Genomic DNA, 17,549 nt, shown 5'->3' with positions numbered 1-17,549 from the left:
CTTAATAATTTTAAGTATTAGCATTTAATAAAATAATATCAGAAAAAATATCATATGTCTAATATTTCCAAATTACAATTAATCCAAACATTTACTAGGATTAAAAACAGGAATTGAAACAAACTAATATAGAAATCATTTAAGGTTTCAATAAATTTAAAAAGGAAGTGATTATAAATGCCTAAACACCCAAATAGAGTTCCTCAATATAGAAAAAGACCAGATGTTATGAAGATAGAAGTAGCAAGTGAATTAGGAATAACTCATGATATTTATAACGTTGAAAACTCTATTAATCTGGCATCTGGAGGAGCACCAAAACACAGTAAAAAAACTAAAAATACAAAAAATAGTATTAATAGAGAATATAGATTTAAAAATAGATTAGAAGACGAACAATAGTTAAAAGATTAAAAAGCTTGGATTTTTTATCCAAGCTCTTTTTAATAAAATACCATAAGAGACAGTATAAGAAGAGAGGAAATTATACCAACTACACCTTCTTCTAATTTATATCTTGTAACTTTTCTAAAAGAAAAGTATATATGTATAAATAAAAATAAAACTGTTAATACAATACATATAATACTAGTAGGAAATATAAAATACTTTAGTGATGCAAAGAAAAAAGCTAATACTGTAGTAATTCTATAATCTATTATAATTTTAGCTATACTTATATTATTGAATTTTATTGTTAGCGTATAAGAAATTATATACCAAAATGTAAATATATTATATGAGAAAAACAAAAGATATTGCAATTTATGAGGAATTATAAACATAGATGTACCCCAAGATATTATCCAAAAAAATACCACTATAAATTTAAATAAATTGTCATATATTGATAATTGTTGAGTTCGTTGACTGAATTCTTGCATTTGATTCACATCAATACCTCCTAACTTACACAAAACCTATTATTTATCTAGATATTAAATTATATGCAATATTTTTAAAAATCTTCTTAAAAATTTTTAGTTTTACATATTAGTCTTGTAACAAGTATAAACAATTAATTAAAAAATATGCATAAATTAGCACTAATATAAAAAGATATGTTGTAAATAATATTATAAAGACAATTTTAAGGAGGCTACAATATGAGAACTGGAGTAGTTAAATGGTTTAACCCAGAAAAAGCATTTGGATTTATAACTGCAGATGATGATAACAGTGATGTATTCGTTCACATATCAGCAGTAAAAGAGCATGGATCAGAAAAAGACCTTGAAGAAGGTCAAAATGTAAAATTTGATGTAGTAAAAGGAGTAAAAGGACTACAAGCTTCTAATGTTATGAAACTAAGATAAATATAAATTAAAGAAAGCCATGGGCTTTCTTTTTTTTTCACAAAATTGAAGGTAAATGAATATAATATGAATGTAAATCATTTGAAGAAAGGAGTGATATATTGAAGCTAAAAATGTCAAAGCTAAAAGTCTGTTTTATTACAATTGTTTTAATATTAGCATCGTTATTTTTATTGTGGATTAATAATAATTATAAAGCAGACGATATTGCTAAAAATAATTTAAAATCTGATAAGTACATAAATATTACCCAAGATGCTTATATAGAGTTTACACCTAAGAATAACGCAAAAGATGTAGGATTCATATTTTATCCGGGAGCAAATGTACAAGAAGAGTCATATGCTCCGATTTGCAAAGGTATAGCCATGTATGGATATAAAACTATAATAGTTCCTATGCCATTTAACTTAGCTGTACTTGATTGGGATGAAGCCACAGAAGTAATAAAGCATCATCCTAATATAAAAAAATGGGTTATAGGAGGCCATTCACTTGGTGGGGTTATGGCTTCAAATTATACTTATAATAAAAAGCCTGAAAGTATAAAAGGATTGATTTTTTATGCTTCATATCCATCTAAAGTAGATTTTAGTAAAAGTGATTTAAAAGCACTATCTATATATGGAAGTAAAGATTCTATTTTAGAGATGACAAAAATAAAAGATACAAAAAAATTACTACCTTATGAGACTACATATGTGGAAATTCAGGGAGGAAATCATGCTCAATTTGGAAATTATGGTTTTCAAAAAGGTGACTCAAAAGCTAACATATCTAGAGAAAAACAACAAAAAATATCTATAGAATATACAGTTAAATTATTAGAAAGTGTAAAATAAATATTATTATTTAAATTTTAATAGTATTATAATTACCTTACCTCATGCATAAATATGTATTAACTATTTAATATGTTTGTAGGTGGGGTACAATGAAGAATATTGAAGATAAAATTTGTGAGATGAGAAATATTATTATCAATAATGATCTTAGACTTATAAAAAAATGCAAAAACAAATCCCTAGATGAAAACGTTAAATATACAGATAGTGAAGCGGTATTAATAAAAGAGTATAACTATTATATTAAATTCATAAAAAAATTAAAAAAACATATAAATAATCAACAAAACAAAACAACAAAGATATTTTATAACAACCAAAATAAAATACTGTGTTTAATAGTATACTTTGACATAAAAAATATTGAACAGTTTGGAGATATAATTATAAAAATAATAGATGGAGACACAAAAGAAACTTATATGAACTGCTATTATTATAACAGTGAAGATAGTGGAGTACTATACATAAAAGAATTTAGAGCAGGCAAACCTAGATGTGGCCATGGAAGAATTATATTACACAATTTAGATGATATAGTTAATGAAATAAATAGAGAAATAGATAAATACAATCATTATAACGAAGATATTAAATTAGGAACAATAAAATATGCTAAGGGCATTGCTATACCTACAAAGCCTATAATAGATCAAAGTTGCTTAAATAGTATATATAGAAGATATGGATTTGATGTAGATGATAAAAATAGAATTATTAAAAACTTTAAAAGTACATAAAAAAGCTCCTATCTAAAATATATAGATAGGAGCCTTTCTTTTACTTAACTATTATAGCTATTTTTTCATCTGGATTATAGCTTATTTGTAGTAATTGATTTTTCTTTAATTTCTTAGGGTCGTCAATGCCGTGTTTAACTGATAACTTTATAGGCATTTTACCTTGTTTTAATATTAATACATATTCGCCATTTTTTTCTTCAATACTAATTAAGTTCCCAACATAAGGTTTGAAGTTTTGGAATTTCTTGCTTTGATTTCTTATATAGAAATATGAACCTACACCTACTGCAGCTAGTAATACAAGTTGAAGCCAAACATTTAACTTTAAAATAGTTCCTAATATTAATATGGCTACTAATATAACTATAGGAATTATACTTTTCTTTAAAAGTATCTTACCCACTATTTCATTAACTTTTTTCTCTGGGTCACTCATCGTATTTGCTCTTGTAAATGCTCCTGTAAATTTGTCTTTTAATCCCATTTTAATCCTCCTACTCTATAACGATGTAATTTTTATGAGTGCATACTTTACTGAAAGTTACTTATGCATATAGTATGTACAAGTTTTGTATTATTAATTTATATTCAGTAAAAGCAAAATATATTAACTATTTTAACATAAATAAATTAAAAATGAAATAAAGGAAAAATTTTCATAAGTTAAAACCTTCGACAAACATAACTTATTAATAAAATGAATTAAAATGTGTTAAAATTATAAAATATACTTGTGTGGTTTTTATATTAAAGGAGGAGTTTAAATGGATGATAATGTTATTGATTTTAATGAGATAAAAAATAAGGTTAAAGACAAAGATATTGATAAATTCGAAGAGTATATATATAAACTTTATAGTTCTGTATCACAAGGTAGTATGTCTATGGTAGATTTTTCAAAAGAGATAATGAGTTATATGGAAAATAATAATATATCTCAAGAAAAGTTTTTAGATATGCAAAAGAAGCTTATGGAAAGATATGGACTTAATATCTCAGATGTAGAAGGTCAGTTAAAAAACCTTGGAATAGATATTAATTCATTTAATCTTGATTCAACTTCAATTAGCTTTTATGAAAAATATCAAGATAAAATAAAAATGAAAAACGTAGTTACTTGCTTTATAAAAAATAATATTAATGAGATAGATATAATCATAGACTTAGAAAATATTATATTAAAAAGTACTAGGAAAATAAGTCTAAACGACCCGGAACTAAACGAGTTTTTGCGTCTATATAAAAAAATAATGGGGGATAAAAAGATAAATATAACAATTTGTGAAAATACAAGCTCATATGATTATTAAATTGTAACAAATGATACATAAATAGATATATACTATATGCTATAATGTACAGTTGTTATAATCAATAATGAAATAAGAGAGAAGGTATTTTATAATGACAAAACTTAAAGATTATAGAAACTTTTTAAAATCAAATTTTGATGAATTTGACAATACAAAAACAGATAAAGCACTTGGAATTACTCAACCTCCAATTACTAAACCATATGATTCATCAAAAAAAATTATAGAACTTCCAAATATAAATGAAGAAATTATAAAAAATAAAAATATATATAAGTGTATAAAAGAAAGAAGAAGTGTAAGGCTTTATAGTGAAGAAAGCTTGAACTTGGAAGAACTTTCTTATCTTTTATGGTCTACACAAGGAATAAATAACCCTAACGATGTTCCAAATTTGAGAACTGTTCCTTGTAGCGGAGCTACTCATTCCTTTGAAACATATTTATTTATAATGAATGTAGAAGGTATAAAAAAGGGTGTTTATAGATATTTACCAATTGGGCATAAGCTTTTATTTATGTTTGAATTAGAAAATATAAATGAAAAAGTAGATGTAATGACACTAGATCAACCATTTATACCTCACTTTGCAAATAAATCTGCTGTTTTATTTGCATGGAGCACTATTCCATATAGATCTGAATGGAAATTTGATATAACAGCCCATAAGAAAATACTTATAGATGTAGGTCATGTTTGTCAAAATCTTTACTTAGCCAGCGAATCAATAGAAGCAGGAACATGTGCAATAGGAATATATGATCAAAAAATGATAGATGATATTTTAAATATAGATGGAGAAGACGAGTTTGTGGTATATCTTGCAGCTGTTGGAAAAAAAAGAAAATAATTTTAAAAATTATTACTCTTTTGACTGCCTATAGGATTTGGAAGTTAAATATATACACTTAAAACTAATCTTATTATGTAAATAAAAGTTGTACTGGGTTTTCAGTACAACTTTTTTTATTGTATAATAAAAAAGTTAACATTTATATAATAAGATATACGAATGTTTTATATAATATAAAAGGGGTAAAAATTATATAGTTTTATTATAAAAGGGAGATTAATATGAAATATAATGTTAACTTAAAAGATATTTTAAGGGTTATGCAAAACACTATAAATTCAGTAGATAATAGATTAGAAAATCATGGAGAACAAGTAGCATATATAGTTTATAAAATAGGGAAATATTTAGGCTATGATAACGACTATTTAACTAAATTAATAACAGTGACAATGTTACATGACTTAGGGGCTTATAAGGTAGAGGAGAGGAAACTACTAAAAGAATTTGAAACACACAATGTTTATGAGCACTGTATATATGGTTATTTATTTATAAGAGAATTTAGTCCTCTAAAAGAACTATCAAATGCAATCCTTTATCATCATCATAAATATGAAGAAAGACATAATATCATAAATGACATACCTATACCAGAAGATGCATTTTTAATTAATCTAGCAGACCGTATTTCTGTTTTGTATCTCAGTGATAAAAAGTCTTTTAAAAATAAGGCTATAAAACTTACATATAGTTTAACTGATAAATGGTTTAAAAGAGAACATGTAGAGGCTTTGAATTATTTAATAGAAAATACAGATTTTATAGATAAGTTATTTGATGAAAGCTATATAAATGAACTGTATGATATTTTTGATAAAGTAGAATTAAGTAAAAATGAAATAGAAGAACATATGAAAGTATTGGTTTATGCAATAGATTTTAGATCTAGGTCTACTGTTATTCACTCTGTAAGTGTAGCTACAACAACTAATATCTTATGTAGATATTTAAATTTAGATGAAAAAACAACTAATAAATACACATTTGCAGCAATACTTCATGATTTAGGTAAAATAACAACTCCAATAGAAATACTGACAAAGCCAGACAAACTAACAAGAGATGAGTTTTCCATAATGATAAATCACGTTGTTGCAACTGACAATATATTAAGTAATTTAGATTTAGATGAAATAAGAAAAATTGCTTCATCACATCATGAAAAGTTAAATGGAAAAGGATATCCTAAGGGGTTAAGTGCAGAAGAACTAGGTCAAGGGGAAAGAATACTTGCTGTTGCAGATATATTTAGCGCATTAACAGAACCTAGATATTATAAACCAGCTTTTCCAAAAGAAAAGGTATTGGAAATAATGAATAATTGTGTAACAAGAAATGAAATTGATGGAAATATTGTAAGTATAATAGAAAACAATTTTGGTGAAATAATAAAAGAGTTATCACTGTATCAAAATGAAACAATTAAAAAGTTTGATAAAATAGTCAATGACTATGAGTTTATGCTAGATAAAATGTATTTAAAAAAACATTAATTAAGGAAGGTATTTATGCATAGAAAATTAACTCCAGATACATATTATAGACATTTTAAAAATAAATGGTACTTTGTAATAGATATAGCTATACACTCAGAAAATGAAGAAAAATTTGTAGTTTATAAGCCATGTTACGGCGATAAAAAGACATATATAAGGCCATATAGCATGTTTATGGAAGAAGTACCAAAAGATAAAGAAAACCCAACTAATCAAAAATACAGATTTATGTCTTTAGATGAGTTAAATATCAACATAGAAGACTTTTTAAAAGAAATAGAACCGAAACTATAAATACCATGTCGAATTTGACATGGTATTTATATAAGTATTAAAATTTGGCAATATCAATAGTAGATCTGAAAATAACATTATTATTACTTTCGTTAACTCCTTCAATATATACGTTATGTAAATCTATATTTTTATAAAATACTATTGTATCTCCTGGTAAGGCTTCATTAAGGTAATCTACTTGTATCGATTTTGCATAATGTTTTTCAAGCTCATCCATAGAAAAACAATCTATAATAAAATCTATATATTTTGAATTGTTTAGGTGTTTATTTGCATCTATATCACTACATCCAATTAATCTTTTATATACAATATCAACTTCTTCTATAGGTCTTATTTTTTTAAGATTACAATCAATAGCTTTGTCTTCTAAATAATCTAAGAACTCTGTTTCAAAAGAATCGATACTTTTCATTTTTCTTTCTTCAATATCAAATATGATCCAACTTGATATAGCTTTTATAATTATATTTCCATCTAAATCTTTGATAACAAAATCTCTTTGAATTTGATATTTTTTAGGTTTATGAAACCATGTTTCAAGTATAATTTCTTCATTCCAAGTAGGATATCTATCAATATCAACTTTTATACGTGTCAAAACCCATGTTAAACCATATTCTTGTTGGAGAAGAGTAGTAGAGCCACCTGTTTTTTGAGAATGTAAATCTCCTATTTCTTGAAAATAATTAAAAATAGTACTTAATTTAATCTTTTTTCTAAAATCAATATCATTAAAAGTAATTTTATATTTTTTAATTAATTTTGATAAATCGCTCACTTTAATGTCTCCTTATATATATATAAATTTACTGAATATAAACTCCAATAAATACATTTTACACCATATTTATGTCTATAAACAAAGGTATATGTCAAGATTTATATTTTTTTATTATCTATTGTATAAGCTATTTAAATATGATATTCTCATAAAGTCAGTAATTCTCGTAATTACTATTACTGGATTTGAATTGAAAACAACTTCCTCTTTCTAGAGTATTTGTTAATCAGTTTTTAAATCTTAATTCTAAAGAAGGAGGAATGTTAAAATGGCAGATAAAACTTTAAGTTGTAAAGATTGTGGAAAAGATTTCCTTTTCACTGAAGGAGAGCAAGCTTTCTACCAAGAAAAAGGATTCGAAAATGAACCACAAAGATGTCCTGAGTGTAGAGCAGCAAGAAAACAACAAAAAAACAATAACTTCAGAAGATAGTTATATAAACCCTATGAGAATTCATTCTCATAGGGTTTTGTTTTTTTGTAAAGAATATATTTGAATAAAACATATTAAAGGAGAAATCTTATGCCTATTCCTGTATATTCTATATGTAAATCAAAGGGACGTACTATTGGTAATATATGTTGTGAAACTACAGATAAGAAAGGTCAAGTATTAAAGGATAATATAGTCTGCAGATTTAAAGATATAAAAAAGGGATGCCATTATCATTTTAAAATTAAAGCAGAAAAAGTTAACATAAAAAATAAAGAATTTAAATTTGAAGATAGAGAAATTAATATTAAAATTAGTATTATGTCGCGTGGAAGTGCCAAATCAAAGGAAAAAAATATAAATAGAACACTTTGTATTATAAAAGAAAATCTAATAATAAAAGATAATAAAAAGTTTTCATTAGAAGCTTTGTCTAACTTAGATTATGGTATAAAAGTATTTGACTATGAGGAAAATGAAAATAAAAAAAGCAAAATTTCATTAGATTATATTAGAAGTAATTTATTTGAGATGAATGAATTTAAAGGTTTTTCAGATACTAACGAATTAAATGAAAATATACATAAATATATTACGGAATGTAGACAAAAAGATGCTGATATATATATATACGGAGATGTCTACCCTGTAGATTCTGAAGATGCCATATTACCAGATAACGATAAAGAAAGAAAAATAAAACTTAGACGTTTAAGTCAATATGGACCAGAAGGGATGCATAATATTCATATGAATCAAGGTAATAAAGAAAGTAAGCATTTATCAGATAATGGGGTTTATCAAGATGGTGGAGTTTTAATTCATTTTAAGTTAGAAAATAGATGGAGTGCTATTTTTACTAGATTTGAAAGCCAATGTATAAAAACTAATAATATTGATGGGTGTTGTCAAAATTAAATCATTATGTTAGAATGAAATAAAATTTAATAGTATTGCTAGGGGTGCTGGGTAGGCCAGCTGAGATAAAGATCCTATAAAATCTTTGACCCTTAACCTGATCTGGATAATGCCAGCGGAGGGAAGCTATGTGATCTTATATTCGTATACAGGCATAAATTCCATACTGGGATTTATGCTTTTTTTTATTTTTAGAATTTGGAGGGAAGAATATGAAAACTGTATTGACAATAGCAGGTAGCGACAGTAGTGGAGGGGCAGGTATACAAGCAGATCTAAAAAGTTTTGCTGCAAATGGAGTTTATGGATCAAGTGTTATAACAGCTATTACAGCTCAAAACACTACGGGGGTATATGATGTTTATCCAATTCCATCAAGTATAGTTAAATCACAACTTGAAGCTGTATTTTCAGATTTAGATATACAATCTGTAAAAATAGGGATGGTATCAGATATTGATATTATGAATGTAATAAGTGATGCATTAATAAAGTACAAGCCTAAGAATATTATATTAGACCCAGTTATGGTCTCAACAACAGGACATACTTTATTACAGCAAAATCAAATAGATTCTTTAAAATCTAAATTATTTTCACTAGCTACAATTATAACGCCGAATATTAGTGAAGCTGAAGTTTTATTAAATAGAAAAATTAAAACTTTTGACGATATGAAGTCAGCATCATATGAATTACATAAAAAGTATAAGTGTTACGTTTTATTAAAAGGTGGGCATTTTCCAATAAAAGATGGAGAAAATGTAAAGTCAGTAGACGTTTTATCAAATGGGGAGATGTTTGAAATGGATTGGATAAATACAACATCTACCCATGGAACAGGATGTAGCTTATCATCAGCTATTGCTTCAAATTTAGCAAAAGGACAATCTATTTCTAAATCTATAGAAAATGCAAAAAAGTATGTAAATAAGGGTATAGCTAATTCTTATAAAGTAGGTAAAGGAAATAATCCTATTCATCATTTTTATAAATATTGGGGGGTTGATAGTAATGAATAATTTAACAAAGGGATTGAGTTTAATAAAAGAAAGAAAGCCATTGGTTCATCACATTACAAATGTAGTAACAGTAAATGGTTGTGCTAATATGACATTGGCAATTGGAGCAGCACCTGTTATGTCTAATGAAATAAAGGATGTAGAAGGCATAGTATCTATAAGTAGTGCTTTAGTTATAAATACAGGAACAATAACTAATGAAACTTTTGAAGCTATGATAAAAGCAGGAAAAAAGGCAAATGAATTAGGAATACCTGTAATATTAGACCCTGTAGGAATAGGGGCAACTAAATATAGATTGGAAGTAAATACAAAACTAATAAATGAGGTGAAATTCTCAGTTATTAGAGGAAACTACTCAGAGATAATGACATTAGTTGGAATAGATGGGGGAAGAGGTGTAGATGCAGAACTTGGAGCTTCACTTGATGAGAAAAGAGTAATAGAATATTCTCTAACAAAGAATGTAATATTATGTGCTAGTGGGGCAGTTGATTTTATTACAGATGGAAATAAAAAAGCATATTGTAAAAATGGTACATCGCTTTTAAGTGAAATAACAGGGACTGGATGTATGTCAACGTCACTAATTGGTTCATGCCTAGGAGCTTCTATAAACAGTTTTGATGCAGCAGTTTTAGGTACAACTATTATGGGTATTGCAGGAGAATATGCAAGTGAAAAATTAGATGGCAAAAGAAAATTAGGATCATTTAATCAATATTTACTTGATGGTGTAAGTACTTTAGATGAAGATATATTTGTGAAAAGAGGTAATATAGTTTATGAGTAGTAATTTAGATTACACATTATACCTTATAACAGATGGTAAACCTAATATAATCAATAAAGTTGAACGAGCTATTTTAGGTGGAGTTACTGTTGTGCAGTATAGAGAAAAGAAAAAAAGTTACGATGAAATGTTAGAAGAGGTAATAGAACTGAAAAAACTTTGTAGTAAATACAACGTTCCATTAATTATAAATGATTATATAGATTTGGCAAAAGAAGTAGATGCTGATGGTATTCATTTAGGACAAGATGATTTATCTATAGAAGAAGTAAAAGATTTATTTAAAGATAAGATTATAGGTATCTCAGCTCATAATCTAGAAGAAGCTATAAAAGCTGAAGAAAGTGGAGCGGATTATATTGGTTTTGGGGCAATATTCACTACCAATAGTAAAGATGATGCTAAGATATTAGATGTAAATGAAGTAAATAATATAAAAAATAATATATCTATACCTGTACTATTAATTGGTGGGATAAATAAAGAAAACTTGGCAAGTATTAATGTTAAGTATGATGGAATATGTGTAATATCAGCTGTTTTATCTTCCAAAGATCCTAAAGAGGCTTCTAAAGAGCTAAGAGATATAATATTAAATAAATAATAAAGTTAGAGGTTAGTCAGAAATAAATTTTTGACTAACCTCATTTTTAATTAATTAATTTTTCTATATCAAAGGATTTACTAATTTTATCAAAAAGCAATATGTCTACTATAAATACTATAATTCCAGCCATTATTAAAACTAAATTATTTAGCAAAAATAATCCTGAAGCCTGACCTACAACAAGAAGTACTATAGGGACTACAACAAGCCCAGACATTTGTTGTGCTTCTTGGAAATTAGAAGCTTTAGCAGACGTAATAACTATGATTAATAAACCTAAAAATGTAATACCGGGACATATCCATAGAAGAAGTATAATCCAACTTAGATTTGGAAATATTAGTTTGTCAAAATAAGTTATTCCTCCTATGTTCATAACAATTCCAAACAAAATAAATGAAATAAAAGTTATTATATAAGATGGAATAAATATAGCTATGACTTTTGAAAAAATTAAATCTTTTATATCTATTGGAGTATACAATATTGTCTCTAAAGTCTTTCTTTCTTTTTCTCCTACTATACTACTAGCCCCTATAATACTTGAACACATTAGAGGGATAATAAGAAATAGAGGAGGGAACATATAATTTAAAGCAATATATATAATTTGTTGGGAAGGAGTTAAATTTCCTAAAGTAGGTGATAGATTTTTTACCATCATATCCATTCCATTTATTGTGTTCACATTGTATTTCGCGCCTATTATTAAGATCGTTGGCATTATTATAGTAAACATAATAGGTACAATAATCATAGGAATATAAATCTGCTTACTAGAAAATATCTCCTTTATATCTTTTGCAATAATAGCTTTAGTAATATTATTCATTGTTATCACCTCTTTGATATGCAAAATATAGGTCTTCTAAATCCCAATGTATTTGCTTTGCCTCGTAAATTTTTCCACCTTTAATAAATATTTGTTGTAATATATTAGGGATGTTATCTTCATTATCTATAGATATTACATATCTATCCTCTTTTATCTTTTTCATATTATCTATATTAGGTAAGTTTATGCCTTTAATTTCTAATTTTATATTTTGATTTTTGTTAGATAAAAGTTCATTGAATGTTCCATAGCCTATTAAATTCCCCTTGCTTATAAATCCATATAAATTACAGATTTCTTCAGCATACTTTAATTGATGTGTACATAAAAATACTGTTACATCTTCTTCTAAAGCTGTTTTTTTAATAAAATCTAATACTATTTTAGATGACTCTGGGTCAAGCCCTGATGTAGGTTCATCTAAAAATAAAATTTTTGGTGAATTAAGCAAAGTACGAATTAATGAAAGTCGCTTTTTCATACCAGTACTGAATGTTTTTACTTTTTTATCTTTTGAATCTAATAATTTGAATTCATTTAAAAGATATAAACTTCTTTTGTTTATATCATCATTATTTAATCCAAACATTTTTCCAAAAAAGTTTAGATTCTCCATACAAGTAAGATTTTCATATATACCAGCATTTTCAGTCATAACTCCACAAAGATTTCTTATTTCTTTTCTATCATTTATTATGTCTTTTCCAAGTATTTTACCGCTTCCTTGTGTAGGATATAGTATTCCATTTAAAGTTCTAACAAGAGTAGTTTTTCCAGCACCATTAGGACCTAAAAACCCAAATATAGAACCCTTTGGAACATCAAAAGTTATATCTTTTAAAGCTATAGTATCTTTATTATATGATTTGCTTAAGTTTAGTACTTCAATTGCATTCATAAAATCCCTCCAATTAAATATTTAGATAAATGTCTAATTATTTAATAATATTATATTCTATAATAAAATATGTTTCAATATAATTTTTTATTAAAAAACTTAATATACTAAAAAGTAAAGAATTTACATAGATATTAATATGAAATTAACAAGGGAGGGAATTCATGGATTTAAACTATATTGCATTACTACCTTTCATATGCGTTTTTGTTCTTAACATACACTTTGTGAAAGTAAAAAATAATAAAGGAATTTATATAACAAAGCCACTTTTAATGCCAATGCTTATTATTTTTTATGTATTAAGTACAACGGATATAAATTGGCTTATAGTTAGCGCCTTAATATTTGGGTGCATAGGGGATATTTTACTAATGTTACCTAGGCGCCAATTTATTTTAGGATTAATTTCTTTTTTAGTCGGTCATATGTTTTACATAAAAGCTTTTATTGACCCAATACTAAATCATAATATAGCATATATAATGGTATTTCTTATAATTCCATATATTATATATAATATGCTTGTACTAGGTAGGTTTGTGCCATATAAAAAATTAAACAATACAACAAAGTTTTTTGGAGGCTTATATCTAATTGTAATAAGTATTATGGGATTTAGTAGTACAATAAGAATATTTTATATAGAAGGATTTAAGTTTTATTCTACCTTTATTGGGGCAATGTTATTTATAACATCTGACTGTTTAATAGCTCTTAATAGTGTAGTATATAATGCTAAGAATAAAGGGGCATATATAATGACAACTTATATAATAGCTCAATTTTTAATAGTTTTAGGGTGTATTTAAGGTTATTTAAAGAGAGAAATACAAAAAGGTATTGATTTTATCAATACCTTTTAAATATTATATATCCAATTTTCTTCTAGGTATTCTAAATTTTATAGCTTTTTCTATTTCTTCTAAAGTTCTTTCATTTTTGGGATCTATAAATAAACAAGTATATCCTTCTTCGCCAGCTCTTCCTGTTCTACCAATACGATGGATATAATCTTCAGGAGTTTCTGGAATATCATAATTGTATATATGACTAACTCCACTTATATCAAGTCCTCTAGATGCTACATCTGTTGCTATTAAATACTGAATATCTGCGTTTTTAAAAGATTTCATTATTCTTTCACGTTTTGATTGCATTACATCGCTGTGTAATTTTGCACAGTTATATCCACGTTTGTGAAGTGCTTCTTCAAGGTTGTCTACCCTTATTTTGGTTCTGCAAAATATTATAGCCATAAATGGGTTATCTTTATCTAAAACCTTACATAGGGCATCTTGCTTTTGTCTATCTGTAGTTTCAACAACTTCTTGTTTTATATTTTCAAGCGTAACTTGCTTTTTTTGTATAGAAATTTCAATAGGATCATTCATATATCTATAAGATAATTTTTTTACTTGAGAATCCATAGTAGCTGAAAAACATAGAAGTTGACAATTTTTAGGAGTTTCTTTTAAAATATCTTCAACTTCAGTTTTAAATCCCATAAGAAACATTTGATCTGCTTCATCTAAAACAAAAGTTTTTAGTTGACTTAAATCTACTGTTTTTCTTTCTATATGATCTAAAAGTCTACCTGGAGTCGCAATAATTAGGTGAATGTTTCCTTTAAGTTTTTTAAGTTGAGATCCAATATCTTTTCCACCATATGCTGCTAAAATATTTATATCTTTAGCCTCTTTAAGTTTCATAGCTTCTGCAGTTATTTGAATAGCAAGCTCTCTAGTAGGGGTTATAATTAATCCTTGAATACTATTTATATTAGGTGATATATTTTCAAAAATAGGAAGTAAAAATGCAAGTGTTTTTCCAGTACCAGTTTGTGCTTGTGCTATAACATCTTTACCTTCTTTAATAAGTCCAATACTTTCTTGTTGTACTGGAGTAGGACTATTTATACCACTGTTTTTTAATATTTTTATTATACTTTCACTAATTCCAAGTTCTTTAAAATTCATTGTTTTTACCTCTCATTACTAATATGTATTTTGTTTGTTTTAGTCAATTAATAATATCATAATGTTACAAATAATACTAATATTATTATAATGAGTATTATTAGCAAAAATATTCAAAAAAACAAAACAAGGAGCATTTCTAAGAAAACTAAAGATTATACATAGATATAATCTTATTTCGCATAATTAATGTCAATATAAACCTTTTTAGGTTTTCACTTTAATATACTAATCTGATATCATAGAAGTCGCGGGTTTTTTAGAAAATTATATAAAAATTTCTTAAGAGGGAAGTGTATTTAAGTGTCTGTATTTTATCCTAAACTTTTTACTTGTATGAAAAATTACAGTCTAAGTCAATTTTATAAGGATATAACTTCAGGTATAATAGTTGCAATTATAGCTCTACCTTTATCAATTGCACTCGCTATTGCCTCTGGAGTATCTCCCGAAAAAGGGTTGCATACTGCAATAATAGCGGGATTTATTATTTCTTTTTTTGGAGGAAGTCGCGTTCAAATTGGAGGACCTACAGGTGCCTTTATGATTGTTGTATATGGAGTACTATCTAAACATGGAATAGATGGACTTATAATATCAACTATATTAGCTGGGTTTATATTAATGTTAATGGGTATCTTTAATTTCGGTAAAATTATAAAATTCATACCATATCCAATTGTAACTGGCTTTACAAGCGGTATAGCTCTAACAATATTTTCAACTCAAATCAAAGATTTTTTCGGACTATCAATTGAAACTGTTCCAAGTGAATTTATTCATAAATGGCAATCGTATATAACTAATATAGGAAGTATAGATTTAACTACTACTGTAATAGGAGTTATTTCACTAGTAATTATAATTTTTTGGCCAAAAATAAACAAAAAAATACCAGGAGCTTTAATAGCTTTAATAGTTACAACAGCTTTAGCTTACTTTTTAAAACTAGACATTGAAACAATTGGTAGTAAGTATGGTGAAATATCATCTTCATTTCCAGCACTTAGCATACCATACATGAAGTTTTCTGATATAAAATATTTAATTCAACCAGCTTTTACTATTGCACTTCTTGGAGGTATTGAGTCTTTATTATCTGCAACAGTTGCCGACGGAATGATAGGAGCCAAGCATAGACCGAATACAGAACTTATAGGGCAGGGAATGGCAAATATTGCATCTGGATTATTTGGAGGAATACCTGCTACTGGAGCAATAGCAAGGACAGCGGCAAATATAAAAAATGGAGGTCGTACACCTATAGCTGGAATTGTTCATTCAATAGTACTATTATTTATTATGTTGGTTTTTATGCCTTATGCAAAGCTTATTCCACTAGCTTCATTAGCGTCGATATTAATTGTAGTAGCATATAATATGAGTGAGTGGAGAGAATTTAAAAAACTGTTAAGCTCACCAAAAAGTGATATATTTATTTTGCTTACTTCTTTTGTACTAACAGTAATTGTTGATTTAGTTGTTGCAATAGAAGTTGGTGTTATTTTAGCTAGTTTATTATTTATGAAACGTATGTCTGATGTTTCTAATATAAAAAATGTATCAAAAGATATTAATATATTTAACGTCTCAGATGATACATTAGTATATGATATAAATGGGCCTCTTTTCTTTGGAGCAGCTGAAAAATTTACTGAATCTATCATTCGCGTACAAGGCAAAACAAATGTTATAATTCTAAAAATGAATAATGTGCCTGCTATGGATGCAACAGCATCACATGCATTGGAAGCTCTTTATGAAAAGTGCAAATTAAATAATATAAATTTAATACTTTACGGACTACAAAGCCAGCCTTATTCTGTATTAAAAAAATCTGGTTTTATTAATGAAATTGGACTAGATAATATACGCAATAACATAGATGAAGCACTAATAAAACTTGCTTAATTAACAAATATAAAACAAGAGCTACTTTGTTAGTAGCTCTTGTTTTATAATCTTTTTAACATATTTTGTAGGGCATGTTCTAATATATCTTCAGGGTCTGTATGTGATAATACTTTTCTTTGATTTATATTAGGACTATTAAATTCCCCACCCATATCCTTTATAATTTGCTTTAGATTACCTTCATTTTCTTTATTTGTCTCTACGACAACTTTATAATTTATATCAGTTATTTCCTCCATTTTACCCATACCACTTACTGAAGGGTTTGCAGCAGCTAGGGGAGCTAGAGTTTTATCAATGTCATTTGTACCTGATTCCATAACAAGGCCAGAAAGACTTGTTGAATTTTCTATTTCTGCATGAAAGTAATTATCGATTATATCTACAAATGCCTTATCGTACCCTGACTGTTTTAGCTTTGCAACAGCTTCATTTGCAGCTTTTATTCCACTGAAAAATGCTTCTATTTTCATCTTAAATCCTCCAAATTAAATACTATT

At 26.7% G+C, this 17,549-nt stretch carries 22 protein-coding genes and 1 riboswitch; of the genes, 15 read left to right on the top strand and 7 right to left on the bottom strand.

What is annotated here, in order from left to right; translation table 11 throughout:
• Positions 1-177: 177 nt before the first annotated feature.
• On the top strand, positions 178-402 hold the full coding sequence (locus BS62_RS09040; protein ID WP_496490942.1) for an alpha/beta-type small acid-soluble spore protein: 225 nt from the start codon (positions 178-180) through the stop codon (positions 400-402).
• A gap of 41 nt (positions 403-443) precedes the next feature.
• Here the strand turns inward: BS62_RS09040 and BS62_RS09035 are convergent, their stop codons facing one another.
• Positions 444-893: a hypothetical protein gene (locus BS62_RS09035; protein WP_496490941.1), complete on the bottom strand. Its 450-nt coding sequence runs from the start codon at positions 891-893 to the stop codon at positions 444-446.
• Positions 894-1,106: 213 nt separating this feature from the next.
• Between BS62_RS09035 and BS62_RS09030 the strand changes: the two genes are divergently transcribed.
• The 3 genes from BS62_RS09030 to BS62_RS09020 all read left to right on the top strand — a co-directional run bounded on the left by BS62_RS09030 (position 1,107) and on the right by BS62_RS09020 (position 2,901).
• A complete protein-coding gene (locus BS62_RS09030) occupies positions 1,107-1,316 on the top strand; it encodes a cold-shock protein (protein WP_496490940.1) in 210 nt (69 codons plus the stop codon).
• 101 nt (positions 1,317-1,417) lie between these two features.
• Positions 1,418-2,158: an alpha/beta hydrolase gene (locus BS62_RS09025; protein ID WP_496490939.1), complete on the top strand. Its 741-nt coding sequence runs from the start codon at positions 1,418-1,420 to the stop codon at positions 2,156-2,158.
• 92 nt (positions 2,159-2,250) lie between these two features.
• On the top strand, positions 2,251-2,901 hold the full coding sequence (locus BS62_RS09020; protein ID WP_496490938.1) for a hypothetical protein: 651 nt from the start codon (positions 2,251-2,253) through the stop codon (positions 2,899-2,901).
• A 40-nt stretch (positions 2,902-2,941) separates the two neighbouring features.
• Here the strand turns inward: BS62_RS09020 and BS62_RS09015 are convergent, their stop codons facing one another.
• A complete protein-coding gene (locus BS62_RS09015; protein ID WP_496490937.1) occupies positions 2,942-3,388 on the bottom strand; it encodes a hypothetical protein in 447 nt (148 codons plus the stop codon).
• A gap of 280 nt (positions 3,389-3,668) precedes the next feature.
• Between BS62_RS09015 and BS62_RS09010 the strand changes: the two genes are divergently transcribed.
• The 4 genes from BS62_RS09010 (at position 3,669) to BS62_RS08995 (ending at position 6,863) form a co-directional block, all read left to right on the top strand.
• The gene (locus BS62_RS09010) at positions 3,669-4,214 is read left to right on the top strand and encodes a DUF3867 family protein (protein WP_496490936.1); all 546 of its coding nucleotides are present in this window, start codon (positions 3,669-3,671) and stop codon (positions 4,212-4,214) included.
• Between the two features lie 94 nt (positions 4,215-4,308).
• Positions 4,309-5,067 (top strand): SagB/ThcOx family dehydrogenase, encoded by a 759-nt coding sequence (locus BS62_RS09005; RefSeq protein WP_496490935.1) that lies wholly within the window; start codon positions 4,309-4,311, stop codon positions 5,065-5,067.
• Between the two features lie 224 nt (positions 5,068-5,291).
• Positions 5,292-6,566, top strand: coding sequence for an HD-GYP domain-containing protein (locus tag BS62_RS09000; protein WP_496490934.1), 1,275 nt, complete (start codon positions 5,292-5,294; stop codon positions 6,564-6,566).
• 15 nt (positions 6,567-6,581) lie between these two features.
• Positions 6,582-6,863, top strand: a complete 282-nt coding sequence (locus tag BS62_RS08995) for a DUF1653 domain-containing protein (RefSeq protein WP_496490933.1) — start codon at positions 6,582-6,584, stop codon at positions 6,861-6,863.
• Positions 6,864-6,900: 37 nt separating this feature from the next.
• Here the strand turns inward: BS62_RS08995 and BS62_RS08990 are convergent, their stop codons facing one another.
• The gene (locus tag BS62_RS08990) at positions 6,901-7,647 is read right to left on the bottom strand and encodes an acyl-[acyl-carrier-protein] thioesterase (RefSeq protein WP_496490932.1); all 747 of its coding nucleotides are present in this window, start codon (positions 7,645-7,647) and stop codon (positions 6,901-6,903) included.
• 271 nt (positions 7,648-7,918) lie between these two features.
• Between BS62_RS08990 and BS62_RS08985 the strand changes: the two genes are divergently transcribed.
• The 5 genes from BS62_RS08985 (at position 7,919) to thiE (ending at position 11,420) form a co-directional block, all read left to right on the top strand.
• A complete protein-coding gene (locus tag BS62_RS08985) occupies positions 7,919-8,083 on the top strand; it encodes a zinc-ribbon domain-containing protein (RefSeq protein ID WP_496490931.1) in 165 nt (54 codons plus the stop codon).
• Between the two features lie 90 nt (positions 8,084-8,173).
• A complete protein-coding gene (locus BS62_RS08980) occupies positions 8,174-9,001 on the top strand; it encodes a DUF2278 family protein (protein ID WP_496490930.1) in 828 nt (275 codons plus the stop codon).
• A 30-nt stretch (positions 9,002-9,031) separates the two neighbouring features.
• A riboswitch (TPP riboswitch) is annotated at positions 9,032-9,142 on the top strand.
• A gap of 71 nt (positions 9,143-9,213) precedes the next feature.
• On the top strand, positions 9,214-10,023 hold the full coding sequence (gene thiD / locus BS62_RS08975) for a bifunctional hydroxymethylpyrimidine kinase/phosphomethylpyrimidine kinase (protein ID WP_496490929.1): 810 nt from the start codon (positions 9,214-9,216) through the stop codon (positions 10,021-10,023).
• Positions 10,016-10,816: a hydroxyethylthiazole kinase gene (gene thiM / locus BS62_RS08970; protein WP_496490928.1), complete on the top strand. Its 801-nt coding sequence runs from the start codon at positions 10,016-10,018 to the stop codon at positions 10,814-10,816. Before thiD ends, thiM begins: the two co-directional genes overlap by 8 nt.
• Entirely contained in the window at positions 10,809-11,420 is a 612-nt protein-coding gene (gene thiE / locus BS62_RS08965) for a thiamine phosphate synthase (protein WP_496490927.1), read from the top strand. The genes thiM and thiE overlap by 8 nt, the downstream gene beginning before the upstream one ends.
• A 46-nt stretch (positions 11,421-11,466) precedes the next feature.
• Here the strand turns inward: thiE and BS62_RS08960 are convergent, their stop codons facing one another.
• Entirely contained in the window at positions 11,467-12,255 is a 789-nt protein-coding gene (locus BS62_RS08960) for an ABC transporter permease subunit (RefSeq protein ID WP_496490926.1), read from the bottom strand.
• On the bottom strand, positions 12,248-13,156 hold the full coding sequence (locus BS62_RS08955; RefSeq protein WP_496490925.1) for an ABC transporter ATP-binding protein: 909 nt from the start codon (positions 13,154-13,156) through the stop codon (positions 12,248-12,250). The genes BS62_RS08960 and BS62_RS08955 overlap by 8 nt, the downstream gene beginning before the upstream one ends.
• Positions 13,157-13,320: 164 nt before the next feature.
• On the opposite strand from BS62_RS08955, the gene BS62_RS08950 reads away from it, so the two are divergent.
• Positions 13,321-13,968 (top strand): lysoplasmalogenase, encoded by a 648-nt coding sequence (locus tag BS62_RS08950; RefSeq protein WP_496490924.1) that lies wholly within the window; start codon positions 13,321-13,323, stop codon positions 13,966-13,968.
• 57 nt (positions 13,969-14,025) lie between these two features.
• On the opposite strand, the gene BS62_RS08945 is transcribed toward BS62_RS08950, so the two are convergent.
• Positions 14,026-15,135 (bottom strand): DEAD/DEAH box helicase, encoded by a 1,110-nt coding sequence (locus BS62_RS08945; RefSeq protein ID WP_496490923.1) that lies wholly within the window; start codon positions 15,133-15,135, stop codon positions 14,026-14,028.
• 303 nt (positions 15,136-15,438) lie between these two features.
• Here BS62_RS08945 and BS62_RS08940 point away from each other — a divergent pair, with 303 nt between their 5' ends.
• Entirely contained in the window at positions 15,439-17,046 is a 1,608-nt protein-coding gene (locus BS62_RS08940) for a SulP family inorganic anion transporter (RefSeq protein ID WP_496490922.1), read from the top strand.
• Positions 17,047-17,090: 44 nt separating this feature from the next.
• Here BS62_RS08940 and BS62_RS08935 read toward each other — a convergent pair whose 3' ends face one another.
• A complete protein-coding gene (locus tag BS62_RS08935; RefSeq protein WP_496490921.1) occupies positions 17,091-17,522 on the bottom strand; it encodes a hypothetical protein in 432 nt (143 codons plus the stop codon).
• Between the last annotated feature and the right edge of the window lie 27 nt (positions 17,523-17,549).

This window comes from Sporacetigenium mesophilum DSM 16796, assembly GCF_059569055.1.
The sequence above is the reverse complement of the archived record's forward strand: the minus strand, read 5'-3'. Positions and strand labels throughout refer to the sequence as shown.